The 14,952-nt window shown below is 70.4% G+C and carries 12 protein-coding genes; 6 read left to right on the top strand and 6 right to left on the bottom strand.

The window, feature by feature from the left end; genetic code table 11:
• The first annotated feature begins 8 nt into the window (after nucleotides 1-8).
• Together ACZ601_RS22865 and ACZ601_RS22860 are read left to right on the top strand one after the other, a co-directional pair.
• Complete coding sequence (locus ACZ601_RS22865) at nucleotides 9-1,172, top strand: sensor histidine kinase (RefSeq protein ID WP_469541222.1); 1,164 nt, start codon at nucleotides 9-11, stop codon at nucleotides 1,170-1,172.
• Nucleotides 1,169-1,780, top strand: coding sequence for a response regulator (locus ACZ601_RS22860; RefSeq protein WP_469540800.1), 612 nt, complete (start codon nucleotides 1,169-1,171; stop codon nucleotides 1,778-1,780). The genes ACZ601_RS22865 and ACZ601_RS22860 overlap by 4 nt, the downstream gene beginning before the upstream one ends.
• A 118-nt stretch (nucleotides 1,781-1,898) precedes the next feature.
• Here ACZ601_RS22860 and ACZ601_RS22855 read toward each other — a convergent pair whose 3' ends face one another.
• The gene (locus ACZ601_RS22855; RefSeq protein ID WP_469540797.1) at nucleotides 1,899-2,582 is read right to left on the bottom strand and encodes a response regulator; all 684 of its coding nucleotides are present in this window, start codon (nucleotides 2,580-2,582) and stop codon (nucleotides 1,899-1,901) included.
• Nucleotides 2,579-3,796, bottom strand: a complete 1,218-nt coding sequence (locus ACZ601_RS22850) for a sensor histidine kinase (RefSeq protein ID WP_469540794.1) — start codon at nucleotides 3,794-3,796, stop codon at nucleotides 2,579-2,581. The genes ACZ601_RS22855 and ACZ601_RS22850 overlap by 4 nt, the downstream gene beginning before the upstream one ends.
• A gap of 134 nt (nucleotides 3,797-3,930) precedes the next feature.
• Between ACZ601_RS22850 and ACZ601_RS22845 the strand changes: the two genes are divergently transcribed.
• The 3 genes from ACZ601_RS22845 (at nucleotide 3,931) to ACZ601_RS22835 (ending at nucleotide 7,371) form a co-directional block, all read left to right on the top strand.
• Nucleotides 3,931-4,839 (top strand): ABC transporter ATP-binding protein, encoded by a 909-nt coding sequence (locus ACZ601_RS22845; RefSeq protein ID WP_469540791.1) that lies wholly within the window; start codon nucleotides 3,931-3,933, stop codon nucleotides 4,837-4,839.
• Nucleotides 4,836-5,690 (top strand): ABC transporter permease, encoded by an 855-nt coding sequence (locus tag ACZ601_RS22840; RefSeq protein ID WP_469540788.1) that lies wholly within the window; start codon nucleotides 4,836-4,838, stop codon nucleotides 5,688-5,690. The genes ACZ601_RS22845 and ACZ601_RS22840 overlap by 4 nt, the downstream gene beginning before the upstream one ends.
• Before the next feature lie 304 nt (nucleotides 5,691-5,994).
• Nucleotides 5,995-7,371: an alpha-amylase gene (locus ACZ601_RS22835; protein WP_469540786.1), complete on the top strand. Its 1,377-nt coding sequence runs from the start codon at nucleotides 5,995-5,997 to the stop codon at nucleotides 7,369-7,371.
• 93 nt (nucleotides 7,372-7,464) lie between these two features.
• On the opposite strand, the gene ACZ601_RS22830 is transcribed toward ACZ601_RS22835, so the two are convergent.
• Entirely contained in the window at nucleotides 7,465-8,463 is a 999-nt protein-coding gene (locus ACZ601_RS22830; protein WP_469541219.1) for a L,D-transpeptidase, read from the bottom strand.
• A gap of 419 nt (nucleotides 8,464-8,882) precedes the next feature.
• Between ACZ601_RS22830 and rph the strand changes: the two genes are divergently transcribed.
• Nucleotides 8,883-11,489 (top strand): rifamycin-inactivating phosphotransferase, encoded by a 2,607-nt coding sequence (gene rph, locus ACZ601_RS22825; RefSeq protein WP_469540783.1) that lies wholly within the window; start codon nucleotides 8,883-8,885, stop codon nucleotides 11,487-11,489.
• A 119-nt stretch (nucleotides 11,490-11,608) separates the two neighbouring features.
• Here rph and ACZ601_RS22820 read toward each other — a convergent pair whose 3' ends face one another.
• From ACZ601_RS22820 to ACZ601_RS22810, 3 genes are all read right to left on the bottom strand, one after another.
• A complete protein-coding gene (locus ACZ601_RS22820; RefSeq protein WP_469540781.1) occupies nucleotides 11,609-13,408 on the bottom strand; it encodes a coagulation factor 5/8 type domain-containing protein in 1,800 nt (599 codons plus the stop codon).
• Between the two features lie 348 nt (nucleotides 13,409-13,756).
• On the bottom strand, nucleotides 13,757-14,314 hold the full coding sequence (locus tag ACZ601_RS22815; protein WP_469540778.1) for a TetR/AcrR family transcriptional regulator: 558 nt from the start codon (nucleotides 14,312-14,314) through the stop codon (nucleotides 13,757-13,759).
• A 34-nt stretch (nucleotides 14,315-14,348) separates the two neighbouring features.
• Nucleotides 14,349-14,927, bottom strand: a complete 579-nt coding sequence (locus tag ACZ601_RS22810) for a sugar O-acetyltransferase (RefSeq protein WP_469540775.1) — start codon at nucleotides 14,925-14,927, stop codon at nucleotides 14,349-14,351.
• Nucleotides 14,928-14,952: the final 25 nt, after the last annotated feature.

Here is a 14,952-nt window from a genome sequence, read left to right as displayed (position 1 = left end):
ACGACGAGATGTCCGTGGGCATGGGGCGCCCGCCCACGAACGCGAGACAGGCGGGGACGAAGTTCCTGTGGATCGGCGTCTGGCTCGCGTTCATGAGCGCGCCGGTCAAGGACCTGGTGGACGCCGAGCACACCTCGTGGGCGACCGCACTCGGTGCCCTCGGACTGGTGGTCTTCGTCGGCGTCTATCTGGTCCTGGTCTTCCGCCACACCTCGAAGGCGCTCGACCCCTTCCGGGTCCGCGCTGCTCTCGCCTTCCTCGGGGCCCTCGCGGTCCTGCTGTCTCTGACGCTCGGTGCGCCATGGCTGGTCCTGTTCGTGTACGTGTCGGTCTCCGTCGGCGCCACCCTGCCGCTGCGGGCCGCGCGTTGGCTGATCCCCGCCGTCACCGCCGTGCTGGTGGCCATCGGCACGACCCAGGAACACTCCCGCGAGATCATCACGGCCCTGGCCTTCCCCGCCCTGCTCGGTGGCTTCGCGATGTCGGGCATCCGGCAGATGATCCGCACCACGATCCAGCTGCGCGAGGCCCGCGCCACCGTCGCCCAGCTCGCCGCGAACGAGGAACGGCTGCGGCTCGCCAGGGATCTGCACGACCTGCTCGGCCACTCCCTCTCGCTGATCACCCTCAAGAGCGAACTGGCCGGGCGGATGCTCCCGGGCCACCCGGAACAGGCGGCCGCTCAGGTCGCGGACATCGAACAGGTCAGCCGGCAGGCCCTGGTGGACGTGCGCAGCGCGGTCACCGGCTACCGCCGCCCGACCCTCCCCGGTGAACTGGCCGGTTCCCGGACCGCGCTGGCCGCCGCCGGGATCGCCGCCGCCATCCCGGCCGATCCGCCCGAGGACCTCCCCGAGAAATCGGAGGAGGTGCTCGCCTGGGCCCTGCGGGAAGCCGTCACCAACGTCGTACGCCACAGCGGTGCCCACAGCTGCGAGGTGACCCTCGCTCCGCGCCAGACCCTGGGCGGGCGGGTCCTCGAACTCACCGTCTCCGACGACGGCCGCGGCGCCTCCGGTACGGCACCCGGCAACGGCCTCACCGGCATCGCGGAGCGCCTCGCCACCGTCGACGGGACGCTGGCCACCCGGGCCACCAACCCCCGTTCCGGGAAGGGCTTCACCATCACCCTCAGCGTGCCGGTCGAATCCGACCTAGGATTCCCGGAATGAGCATGATCAGACTCCTCCTCGCCGAGGACCAGTCAATGGTGCGCGAAGCCCTGGCCGCGCTCCTCGGCCTGGAACCCGACATCGAGGTGGTCGCGCAGGTCGCCCGCGGTGACGAGGTACTGGCCGCGGCCAGGGAACACCGGGTCGACGTGGCCCTCCTGGACATCGAGATGCCCGGCATGACGGGCATCGAGGCGGCGGCCGGGCTGCACCGCGAACTTCCCGACGTGAAGGTCGTCGTCGTCACCACCTTCGGCCGCCCCGGCTACCTCCGCCGCGCGATGGAGTCGGGCGCCGACGCGTTCCTGGTGAAGGACGCCCCGGCCTCCCAGCTCGCGGCAGCGGTACGCCAGGTGCTCGCCGGTGAACGCGTCATCGACCCGACCCTCGCGGCCGCCGCCCTCGCGGACGGGGCCAGCCCGCTGACCGACCGGGAGCGCGAGGTGCTGCGCACGGCGGCGGACGGTTCCACCAACGCGGAGATCGCCGCGGTGCTGCACCTCTCCCAGGGCACGGTCCGCAACTACCTCTCGACGGCGATCCAGAAACTGGCGGCGCGCAACCGTGCGGAGGCGGTCCGGATGGCACGGGAGAAGGGCTGGCTCTGAGCGGGAGCCCGGCAACCCGGCCCTGTGCCCCGTGCCCTGTCCTCAAGGCCCTGTCCTCAAGCCGAGTCCGCGGACACGGGCGGGGACACGGGCGCAGTCAGGGGCGGGGCCGGAGACGTCACTGGCCCGGTGACACGAGCCCCGCCTCGTACGCGATGATGACCAACTGCACCCGGTCCCGGGCGTCGAGCTTGGCGAGCAGCCGGGTCAGATAGGTCTTCGCGGTGGCGACACTGATGAACAGCCGCTCCGCGATCTCGGCGTTGGACAGCCCGCTGCCGACCAGCACCAGCACCTCGCGCTCCCGGTCGGTGATCGCGGTGAGCGGCCGCGACGGCGACGCGGAGGCGGGACGGCCCGCGAATTCCTTGATCAGCCGCCGGGTCACGCTCGGCGCGATCAGGGCGTCGCCGGCCGCCACCACCCGGACCGCCGCCAGGATGTCGTCCAGCGCCATGTCCTTGACCAGGAACCCCGCCGCCCCGGCACGCAGCGCCCCGTAGATGTAGTCGTCGTCGTCGAACGTCGTCAGGACCAGCACATGCGTGCTGCCGCCCCCCGCCGTGATCCGCTCGGTGGCCTCGATGCCGTTGAGCCCCGGCATCCGGATGTCCATCACGACGACGTCCGGGGCCAGCTGTTCGGTCAGCAGTACCGCCTCGTCGCCGGTGCCCGCCTCGCCCGCCACCTCGATGTCCGGGAGGTCGGCGATCACCATGCGCAGGGCAGCCCGGATCAGTGGCTGGTCGTCGGCGAGCAGCACCCGGATCGAAACCGGGGCCGTCGCGTCCTGGTCGCTCACGCCGCGTACTCCTCGGGCACCGGCAGCCGGGCCGTCACCCGGAAACCGCCCTCCGGGTGCGGGGCGGCGGTGAACTCGCCGTGCAGCAGAGCGACCCGCTCCCGCATGCCGATCAGCCCGAACCCGCCGTCCGCGACCTTGCCGGGGCCCCGGCCGCCGTCCGCGACCTCGATGGCGAGCTCCTCGCTGCCGTACTCGACGGACACCCGGCAGGAACCGGTTGCCGCGTGCCGCACGACGTTGGTCACCGACTCCTGGATGATGCGGAACGCCGACAGATCGATGTCCGGGGGCAACGGCCGTCGCGCGCCCCGCCATCGGACATCCACCCGGACCCCCGCAGCGGTGGTGGCCCTCGCCAGCCGGTCGACGTCCGCGAGCCCCTCCGTGGGGTGCAGCGGCGCCGCCTTCCGCTCCGGCTCCTCGGGCGCCGACACGTCCTGCCGCAGCGCACCGAGCATCCGGCGCAGCCCCGACAGCGTCTCCCGGCCCGCCGTCTCCACGGCGTGCATCGCCTCGCGGGCGGCGTCCGGCTGGGTGTGCACGACCCGGGCCGCCGCTCCCGCCTGGAGGGCGATGATGCCGACGCTGTGCGCGACGATGTCATGCATCTCACGGGCGATGCGCAGCCGTTCCGTTATGACCGCCTGGTCGGCGGCCCGCGCGGCCAGCCTCTCGCCGTGCCGGCGGGTCTCGTACGCCGAGCCGCCCACCAGCCAGGCGACGACCGCGGTCAGAGCGACGACCAGCTCCGCCGACGTACCGATGCGCCACCCGGCCAGCAGCCGGACGGCCAGGAATCCGGCGAGGACGCCGAGCGACATCAGAAGGGCGGCAAGACCGGTCCGGCGAGACCGGGAGGCGGTGATGAAGTACAGCGCTACATCGGCGGCCAGGAACTGGGCGAGCGGTATCTCCCCCACGCTCAGCGAGAACGTGGCGGTCGTGGCGGCACCCAGCAGAAGCGCCAGGCCGGTCAGCGGACGCCGCTCCATCACCAGGCAGCCGCCCGCGGCCAGGGCCGTGGCGAGCAGTTGGGTCAGCAGACCGTCCCACCGGTACAGCAGCATCCCGGGCCGGACCGAAGGTTCGAACTCCCCCGGCAGCTGTACCCGCACGAGGAACGTGAGCAGCACGCCCGCGTACCAGGCCATGCCCACCCACCAACCCGGCGGTACGCGCTTGAGCAGGGGAACGGAGAGTGAGGGGGACATACGCCGATCGTAGCCACCGCTCTCCCGGCCCGGCATCGGACCACGGTTGTACACCCCTGGCTGACACCCCGCCCCGGCAGGTGTCACCGACGGTCCGATGACGAACGCGGGTGGCGGACGGCACCGTTGGGACCGTGATCGAAGTCAACGCACTGACCAAGCGGTACGGCGCGGCAACCGCCGTCAACAACCTCACCTTCACCGTACGGCCGGGTGAGGTCACCGGATTCCTCGGACCGAACGGGGCCGGCAAGACCACCACCCTGCGCATGCTCCTGGGCCTCGTCGAACCCACCGCCGGAACGGCCACCCTCCAGGGCCGGCCGTTCCGCGACCGCCCGCGCGGGCTGCGCCATGTCGGCGCCCTGCTCGACGCGGGTGACGTCCACGGCGGCCGTACCGCCCACGCCCATCTCGCCGTGCTGGCCCGGAGCAATGGCATCCCGCGTGCCCGGGTGGACGGGCTGCTCTGGGAAGTAGGCCTCGCCGGGGCCGCCCGCCGGCGCATAGGCGGCTTCTCGCTCGGGATGCGCCAGCGGCTCGGCATCGCCACCGCACTGCTCGGCGACCCGCCGGTGCTGCTCTTCGACGAGCCGCTCAACGGCCTCGACCCGGAAGGTGTTCTCTGGGTGCGCGGGCTCTTCCGACGGCTGGCGGCCGAGGGCCGTACGGTGTTCGTCTCCAGCCATCTGATGACAGAGATGGAGCACACCGCCGACCGTCTCGTCGTCATCGGACGCGGCGAACTCATCGCCGCCGAGAGCCTCTCCGCCTTCGCCGCCCGAGGCGCCCGGCTGAGCGTGACCGTGGGGACACCCGACACCGCCGCCCTCACCCCGCTGCTCACCGCCGAGGGCGCCTCGGTGGAACGGGACGGCGACCGGCTCACGGTGACCGGCCTGACCGCCACCAGGATTGGTGAACTGGCCTTCCGGCACCGCGTGATGCTGAACGAACTCACCACGTCCGGCGCCTCGCTGGAGGAGGCGTTCATGGAGCTCACCGCCGACAGTGCCGACTACCTCGCAGGAGACCCCCGATGACCACGGTGAGGACCGCACCCGCGGGCCACGTGATGCAGGACGAGCCCCGCGCCCGCTTCGCTGATCTGCTGGCCGCCGAGTGGCTCAAGATGTGGTCGCTGCGCTCGACCCCCTGGCTGTACGTGATCACCGCCCTGGCCGTCATCGCGTTCAACGCCGGTACGGCGTACGACCATTACAAGTACTGGTACCAGTACGACGGGCAGAGCCGTACATCGTTCGTTGCGAACGGCATACCGCTCGTCGACGCCTTCACCGCGAACTCCGCCATGGTCATGGTTCTGGCCCTGGCCGCGATCGGCGCACTGTCGGTCACCGGCGAGTACGGCACCGGACTGATGCGCACCACGTTCACCGCCGTCCCCGCCCGGCGTTCGGTGATGGCCGCCAAGGTGCTCGTCCTCGCGACGGTCACGACCGTCTTCGGCGCGCTCGTCGCCGCCGCCTCGTTCGCCTCGGCCCAGGCGATCCTCTCCGGCCGCGACGCCTCGGTGTCCCTCGGTCATCCGGACGCGCTGCGCGTCATCGTGGCCTCCGCGCTGCTCGCGCCGGTGGCCGCGCTCGCCGGACTGGCGATCGGCTCGGTGATCCGGCACACCGGGGGCGCCGTCGTCAACTGTGTAGTGCTGCTGCTCCTGCTGCCGATGGTCCTGAGCTCCCGCCGCCACCTGACGGCGGTGCTCCAGCACACCCTGCCCTTCAGCGCGTGGGAGCGCCTGACGAGCACGCAGATACAGCGCTCCAACGACCTCTTCCCGTGGGGGACCGGGGGAGCGTGGACGGTCTACTCTCTCTGGGCACTGGCGGCGGGCGTGCTGGCGGTGCTTGCGGTGCACCGCCGGGACCAGTGACGGCGGCGGGCCGGCCGGACCACTGGTGGCGGAAGACCGGCCGGAACCAGTGGTTGCGGAGGACAGACCGGAACCAGTGGCGGAGGAGGACCGGCCGGTGGCCGCCCGGCGGCCCACTCCTCCCAGCTGCTCAACTCGCCTTCCCTGTAAGTTGTTTCAGAAACATGCTGGAAATCCTTGCGCCACCTCTTGACGTGTCCATCGCTGGAGCGGCAGGCTCCGAACTCCCCCCACGGTGGCCAGGCGCGTGGCTGCCCACGCCGGGTGCGGGCTCCGCCCGTACCCGCGATCGAAGGAGCCGCAGATGAGTTCCCGCGCCGCTCGCGCGACACTGGCCGGACTGCTCGCAGCCGCCGGTATCACCGCCCTCGCCCCCTGGACCTCCCAGGCGACCCCACCGGGCGAGAAGACCGTCACCGCCACCCTGTTCGAGTGGAAGTACGACGCGGTGGCCCGCGCCTGTACCGACTCGCTCGGTCCGGCCGGCTACGGCTACGTCGAGGTCTCGCCCGCCTCCGAGCACATCCAGGGCGACCAGTGGTGGACCTCGTACCAGCCGGTCAGTTACCGGATCGCCGGTCGCCTCGGTGACCGCGACGCCTTCGCTTCGATGGTGGAGAGCTGCCACTCGGCCGGGGTGAAGGTGGTCGCGGACGCCGTCATCAACCACATGTCGTCCGGCTCCGGCACCGGGACCGGCGGCACGGCGTACACGAAGTACGACTACCCCGGGTACTTCCAGGACCAGGACTTCCACGCCTGCCGCAAGGACATCAGTAACTACGGCGACCGCGACGACGTCCAGAACTGCGAACTGGTCGGCCTGGCCGACCTCGACACCGGCAGCGACGCCGTCCGCACGACGATCGCCGGCTACCTCTCCGACCTGCGCGGCCTGGGCGTCGACGGTTTCCGCATCGACGCCGCCAAGCACATGGCGGCCGATGACATCGCCGCCATCAAGGGCAAGATGGCCGACCCCGGATTCTGGGTCACCGAGGTCATCTACGGCGGCGGCGAGGCCGTGCAGCCCGACGAGTACACGGGCGTGGGCGACGTCGACGAGTTCCGCTACGGCGGCCATCTCAAAAGCGCCTTCCAGGGCGGCGGTGTCACCGGCCTGAAGGACATCGCCGACGGCAAGCTGCCGAGCGCGAACGCCCGCACGTTCGTCGACAACTGGGACACGGAGCGCAACGGTTCGACCCTGACGTACAAGGACGGCGCCGCCTACACCCTGGCCAACGTCTTCATGCTGGCCTCGCCCTACGGTTCCCCGAACGTCTTCTCCGGCTACGAGTGGTCGGACAAGGACGCCGGCCCGCCCAACGGCGGCGCGGCGGCCTGCGGCAGCGACGGCTGGACCTGCACGCACGCCCAGACCGCCATCACCGGAATGGTCGGCTTCCACAACGCCGCCGAGGGCGCCCAGCTGACCGACTGGTGGGACAACGGATCGTCGGCCATCGCCTTCGGCCGCGGCGACAAGGGCTTCGTGGCCATCAACAACGGCGACGACGCCCTTGAGCAGTCGTTCACCACGTCGCTCCCGGCCGGCACCTACTGCAACGTGGCCCAGGCGTCCCCGGACGCCTGCGACGGCAACACGGTGGAGGTCGGTGACGACGGCACTGTGACCGCGTCCGTCCCGGCGAAGGGCGCGCTGGCCCTGCACGCCTGAGACGCTCCTGCGGCACATGCACCGCCGCCCGCCGGGCGGGGTCCGGGACCCCGCCCGGCGGGCGGAACGCTCAGCCGGACAGTGCGGCTCTCGCTACAGCGAGGCCGTGGTCTTCGCGCCGCTCGCGCTTCCGTCCAGCCACTGGGACCACGAGAGGTTGAAGGACGCGTAGCCGTTGTCGGCGGACGCCTTGGCGCGCGGGGAGCCGGTGACCGTGACGGGGTCGCCCTGCTTCACCTGGCCGTAGAACCACTTCGCGTCGGCCAGCGAGAGGTGCACGCAGCCGTGCGAGCCGAGGGCGCTGCCGCTGCCCGGGTTGGTGTCACCGGTGGAGAAGTGGACGTAGGTGCCCGACTGGGTGAGGTGGATGTCCCAGGGGAGGGTCAGGTCGTAGTAGTTCGCATCGCCCTTGTTGCAGCTGATGCCGACGCTGCAGGACGTCATGTGGACCTTCTCCTGCTTGTCGATCACCGCCATCGTGCCGTTCCAGGTCGGGTACTGGGCGCTGCCCGCGTTGATGGAGAGCGTGCGCACCGTGGCACCGTTACGGGTGACCTTCATGGTGTGACCGGTGACCGAGGCGTCGGCCCGGACGTCGTCGCCGATGGTGAAGGAGTGGGTGTAGCCGTGCGTGCCGTAGCGGCCGCTGCCGTTGGAGACGTCCTTCAGATCGGCGTCGATGCGCACCTTGGTGCCGGACTTCCAGTAGTTCTGCGGACGCCAGTCGACCCGCTTGTCGCCCATCCAGTGCCAGGCACCGGTCGTGGGGACGGACGCCGAGATCTTGAGGTGCTTCTCGATGTTGGAACGGGCCGAGGTCGCCACCGGGTTGGTGAAGACCACGGAGACCGGCATGGCGACGCCGACCGTCGCCTTGTCCAGTGGCGCGATCGTCTCCAGCAGCATCGGCGGACCCGTGGGATGCGTGTGCGACGGCGACGGGTGCGCGCTCGCGGACGCCCCGCCGGAGGAGCCGCCCTTCCCGTTCCCGGAGTCGGCCGAGGCCGATCCCTTGCCACCGCAAGCGCTCGTCCCCGCGAGTACCGCGCTCACCAGCAACGCGATCCCTATAACGCCCTTGCCCCGCCGCATGTCCTGCTCCGCTCGCATCACTACTTCAAGGATTCAACATTTATAGAGACATGGAGTCGGCCCGGCGCGGTTGCGGATGGTGTGTAAAGCGCGTCCCAAGTCCGCTACCGGAAGGGGCGCCTGGGCGCGAGGAGACGGCCGAAAGCGGCGGAGAGCGGCAGAAAAACACAAAGGCAAGGAGAAGAGCTCTCCTTGCCACTCTTAACTTATAGCGCACAGGGGGGCTTGCGGCAAGGCCCGGTCCAGGGCGCAGAATCATCGCTCGTCACCGCGGCCCGCGGACAACGGCGGCCGCGCGTGTGTCGCTGCCGACGTGGGCGGGACACGGTGACGTCGAATCAGTGGAGGGACCGGCAGCGCGGTCGCAGGAGTGCGCACCGCTCGGCTCGTCGAAGGGAAAACAAGCAGGAATGATGGCGATGAACGAGCAGTACGTGCTGGATCTTCAAGACGTCGACGAGACGCGGACCGAGGCCGTCGGCGGCAAGGGCGCGCATCTGGGCGCGCTGTCGCGGATCGAGGGCGTCCGGGTGCCGGACGGTTTCTGCGTGACGACGGACGCCTTCCGGCGGATCATCGAGCGGGCACCCTCGGTCGACGCCCTGCTCGACCAGCTCTCGCGGCTGGAGCCGGACGACCGGGAGGCGGTCCGCACCCTCAGCGCGGAGATCCGCCGCACCATCGAGGAGATCCCCGTCCCGGACGGTCTCGCGACGGAGATCACCCGCGCGCTCGGCCGGCTCGGTGCGGGGGCCGCCTGCGCCGTCCGGTCCAGCGCGACGGCGGAGGACCTGCCGACGGCCTCGTTCGCAGGGCAGCAGGACACGTATCTGAACGTCGTGGGGGCGGCGGAGGTCATCCGGCACGTCAGCCGGTGCTGGGCCTCGCTGTTCACCGAGCGGGCCGTCGTCTACCGGCGGCGGAACGGCATCGACCACGGCACGGTCGAGATGGCCGTGGTCGTGCAGCGGATGGTCCTCCCGGAGGCGTCCGGCATCCTGTTCACGGCCGACCCCGTCACCGGCAACCGGAAGACGGCCACCGTGGACGCCGGCTTCGGCCTCGGCGAGGCCCTGGTCTCCGGCCTGGTGAACCCGGACGTTTTCACGGTGCGGCACGGCGAGGTCGTCGCCAGGACGATCGCCGCTAAGCAACGCGCCGTTCACGCCCTGCCCGGCGGCGGTACGCGGGAAGTGGAGATCGACCCCCGGCAGCAGGAGCGGCCCGCGCTGACGGATGAGCAGGCCGTGCGGCTCGTAGCCCTCGGGCGACGGATCGAAGCGCACTTCGGCCGCCCGCAGGACATCGAATGGTGCCTGGCCGATGACGACTTCCAGGTCGTCCAGAGCAGGCCGATCACGACGCTGTTCCCCGTCCCGGACGCCGATGACCAGGAGGATCACGTCTACGTCTCCGTCGGCCATCAGCAGATGATGACCGACCCCATGAAGCCCCTCGGGTACTCCATGTGGCAGCTGACCGCCATGGTGGCGATGCACGAGGCGGGCGGGAGGCTGTTCGTCGACGTCACCCAGCGCCTCGCCTCACCCGAGAGCCGCGCCGCCCTGCTGGACGTCATGGGGAAGGGTGATCCGCTGGTCAGGGACGCCCTGGAGACCGTCCTCGACCGCGACGGCCTGCTCCCGCCGGCCCCGGACGCGGCCCCCGCCGGCCCGTCGGCGCACGGGGACGCCGTCCCGGACGGGCCGGAGCCGGAGATCGTCCCCGAGCTGATCGAGCGCAGCCGGGGATCCGTCGCCGCCCTGGAGCGCGACATCCGGACGAAGAGCGGGCCCGAGCTGTTCGACTTCCTGCTGGAGGCCTTCGAGGAGCACAAGCGGGTCCTCGGGGACCCGCTGAACTTCCGGGCGATCATGGCGGGAATGGAGGCCACCTGGTGGCTCAACGACCAGCTGCTGGAGTGGCTGGGCGAGAAGAACGCGGCGGACACCCTGACCCTGTCCGCTCCCGGCAACATCACCTCGGAGATGGGGCTGGCGCTGCTCGACGTCGCGGACGTGGTCCGCCCCCGGCCGGCGGTCGTGGCGTTCCTGCGGGAGGCGGACTCCGTGGATGACGCGGTCTTCCTGGACGAGCTGGCGAAGGTCCCGGGCGGGCCCGAGGCGCGCGAGGCCATCGAGGGCTACCTCGGCCGGTACGGGATGCGCTGCGCGGGCGAGATCGACATCACGCGGCCGAGGTGGAGCGAGTGCCCCACCACCCTCGCACCGGCGATCCTCGACAACGTCCGGAACTTCGCGCCGGGCGCCGCCGAACGGCGCTTCGAGCAGGGGCGGCAGAAGGCGCTTGAGAAGGAGCGGGACGTGCTGACCCGGCTGCGGGCCCTGCCCGACGGGGACCGGAAGGCCGACGGGACGAAGCGGATGATCGACCGGGTCAGGGCCTTCATCGGGTACCGGGAGTACCCGAAGTACGACATCGTCCGCCGCTACTTCGCCTACAAGCAGGCCCTGATGGCGGAGGCGGAGCGGCTCGTGCGGGCCGGGGTGCTGGCCGAGCGGGAGGACGCCTTCTACCTGACGTTCCAGGAACTCCGCGACGTCGTGCGCTCGGAGGTGGCCGATCACCGGCTCATCGGCGAGCGCGAGGACGCGTACCGCTCGTACGTGGCGCTCACCCCGCCCCGGGTGCTCACCTCCGACGGTGAGGCGGTCAGCGGGGCGTACCGGCGCGACGACGTGCCGGACGGCGCCCTGGCGGGTCTGCCGGTCTCCGCCGGGACCGTCGAGGGCCGCGCCCGCGTCGTCCTCGACATGGCGCAGGCCGATCTCGAAGCGGGCGACATCCTGGTCACGGCCTTCACGGACCCCAGCTGGTCGACGCTGTTCGTCGGCATCGCCGGCCTGGTGACGGAGGTCGGCGGCCTGATGACGCACGGCGCGGTGATCGCCCGGGAGTACGGACTGCCGGCCGTCGTGGGCGTGGCGGGGGCCACCGGACTGATCAGGGACGGTCAGCGGATCCGCGTGCACGGAACCGACGGGTACGTCGAACTCCTGCCCTGACCGGCGCGGACGCCCGCGACAGCCCGGACGCCCGCGACAGCCCGGTCGCCCGGCAGCGGTGTGCCCCGTCGTGTGTATCGACGGGGCACACCGCTGTCAGGGCTGTGTCGGGGGTCCTCCTACGGGAAGGACACCACCTGCGACGGGACGGTGTCCGTGCCCGACGTGGGCGAACCCGTGTCGTTGATGACGTGGTCGTACTGGCCCTGGCCGCCGAGCGAGACGACGAGCAGGTCGTGGAACTTGACTCCGGGCTTCACCGGGGCCTCGAAACCGTGGCCCTGGACGATCGTCGGGTCCACGTTGTAGTAGCAGTAACTGCCCAGGCCCCAGCCCTCGTGAGTGGTGACGGAGTCGTCGACCTTGTAGGCCGCGAACCCCTTGGTGTCACCGTTCTGGATGGCCGCCTGGTTGGGGGCGTCGTACGACTTCTCGTTCTGGAAGAAGATCGTCTTGCCGTTCTCACCGGACCAGCGCACGTCGTACTTGTTGAAGTGCTCGACGAACAGTCCGGTGGCCAGGACGTTGTCACCGTTGACCTGGAGGCCGTAGTCGGACCGGTTGGTCTCCCAGCCGACTCCGTCTCCGTGGTCGGCGCGCCACAGCCAGGTGTGGTCGATGATCGTGTCGTTGCTGTTGATCACCATGGCGGTGGTGGCCTTGCCGGCCCCCGCGCCGCCGACCCGGGCGAACACGTCCTGGAGGGACGTCGGGTTGTCCGCGTGGCTCGTGGTCGAACCCTCGGTGCCGACCTCGATCAGTGACTTCGAGTTGGTGGTACCGGCGTCGACGAGCAGACCGGCGAGCTTCACGCCGTCCACGTCACCGACCTTGATCGCGGTGACCCCGTTGTCCGGGACGATCGTGGCCAGTCCCAGACCGAGCGCCACGGTGTTGGCACGGTCGATGTTGATGGTCTGGTCGACGTGGTAGACACCGGGCGTGAACAGCAGGTGCAGACCCTGCTCGACGGCCGCGTTGATCGTCTCGGCGGTCGCGCCGGGCTTCACCACGTAGAACTGGTCCAGCGGTATCGACTCGCCCTTGGGCGCGCCGTTGGCCCACGAGACACCGCGCGCGTTGGTGCGCTTCTCGGGGACGAACACCTTGTAGTCGTCGCCGTCCAGGTACAGGAACGGCTTCTCGCGGGAGACCGGGGTGTTCTCCAGCGTGGTGTACGGCGGCTCCGGGAAGCTCTGGGCGGGGGCGCCCTCTACGCCGGAGAACGTCATGTTCCAGACGCCGTTGCCCCAGCTGCCGATCGAGCTGTCGCGGGTGTACCACTGCTGCTGCGAGTACGGGCCGACCTGGCCGTCGATCTTGCTGTCGGCGATGTACCCGCCGCTCGCCCAGCCGTAGCCGTCGGGGGCCAGGTTCAGCCCGCCCTTGACGTGCATCCGGCGGAACGGCGCGGCCTGCGAGACGGCCCAGCGGTCGGTGCCGCTGACCGGGTTGAGCGCCAGGTTCTCCGCAGAGCGCCAGAAGTTCTGGGTGGCGTTGCCGTCGAACCAGCCCGCGTCCACGGTCACATCACCGTTGAACGTGGTGTCGTCGGGGTTCAGCCCGAGACCGGCGATCGAGGTGTAGAACCCGATCTGCGCGTTGAGGTTGTCGTACGTGCCCGGCTTGAACATCAGCGCGTAGCGGCCGTCACCGAACTGCGCCGACTCCTGCTTCTTGAACACCTCGTCGACCTTGGCCTGGATGTCAGGCATCGACGGGTCGAACACCATCACGTTGGGACCGAGGTCGCCGCCGCCCTCGATGGCCTTCGCGTCCGCCCCGAAGGCGTTCTGCGCGGTGGGGACGGCCATGAGGAGCGAGATGGCGAACGCGGCGAACCCGAACGTGCGGGTACGTCGCCTGCGGCGGGGTGCGGTGGGGGGCGCCATGGGCGTCTCCGTGGGGGGAGCATGCATAGACGTACGTCTCCTGAGTCGTGGTACGGGTGACACGACGAGCTTCCCGGAGAGCCCGTGAGAGCGCTCTCCGACGGGAGTTGATGCTTCCGCCGTCACCCGGGAAACGTCAAGAGGTGTGCATCAAGAGCCTCACCCGAACCGCCTGTGCGCAACAATTAACGTCGGCAGAAAGGCAATTGACCCGTTCTGGGATCAGTTCCGGGTGCGGTTGACTTTAGGAGTTGATGTTCGTCGGCGTGCCTCACGGGCGGCCGTGATCCGGGTCCCGGGTTCCGGTTTCCGGACGCGGACCTGGCCGGCACCTTGGTCAGGTGGGGTGCCGGCCAGGGGATCTGGGGGTGCGGGTCAGGAACTCCCGCCCGTGCCCCGCGTGATGCGGGCGATGGCCTCGACGGTCAGGGCACGCTCGTGCGGTTCGGTCTCCAGGGCGCGGTGGATGGACAGGCCCTCGATCAGCGCGTCCAGCTGCCGGGCCGTCGCCGGGTCGAAGTGCCACTCCAGTGCGCGCCGGCTCCGGCGCATCCACTCCCGGGTCAGTTCGCGGTAGGCGGGTTTCCGGGCCGCGAGCGTGTAGAGCTCGTGGGTGAGGACCAGTTCGCGCTGATTCCCGCTCGACAAGTGGTGAACGAGACCGGCCACCGCCTCGCGGGCCTCGTCGGGCGATTCCGCGGCGCCGAGCCGCTCCTCGAACACGGCGATGATGCTGCTGGAGAAGCGGACGAACGCCTCCCGCAGCAGCTCGTCCATGCCGCCGAAGTGGTACGTCATCGATCCGAGCGGCACCCCGGCGCGGGCGGCGACCTTGCGGTGCGACGTCCCGGCGACCCCCTCCTCCGCGATCAGGTCGAGCGCGGCGGTGATGATGCGCTCCCGCCGCTCGGGGTCGTTCCTGCCGGTCGCCACGGTGCTTCCTCTGCTGGAGGGCTGGATTTCTGGGCTAGATCGAACGGATCACCCGGGCCGGGTTGCCCACGGCGACCACGTCGGCGGGGACGTCCTTCGTCACGACGGCTCCGGCGCCGATGACGCTGTTGTCCCCGATGGTCACCCCGGCGAGCACGATCGCTCCGCCGCCGAGCCAGACATTGTCCCCGATCGTGATCGGCTTGGCCGCTTCCAGCTTGTCGCGGCGCGGCTCGGGCTCCACCGGGTGGGTCGGGGTGAGCAACTGTACGTTCGGTCCGATCTGGCAGTCGCGGCCGATGGTGATCGGGGCCACGTCCAGGGCGGTGAGGTTGTAGTTGATGAACGTGTCCTCGCCGACCGTGATGTACGTGCCGTAGTCGACGTACAGCGGCGGCCGGATGTGTGCGCCCGTGCCGACGGAGCCGAGGAGTTCGGCGACCAGGGGCTGCGCGGCGTCGGCGTCCTCCGTGTACGCCGCGAGGTACCGGGCGGCGAGGCGCACGGCTCGCTGCTGGGCCTTCGCGATGTCCGGATCATCGGAGATGTAGAGGTCTCCGGCCAGCATCCGCTCATGGTTGGTACGGGGGTCTCCCGCGAAGTGATCCTTCATGCGTACGATCGTACACTCAAGGCGT

The organism is Streptomyces sp. NPDC104307 (assembly GCF_055584045.1).
The sequence above is the reverse complement of the archived record's forward strand: the minus strand, read 5'-3'. Positions and strand labels throughout refer to the sequence as shown.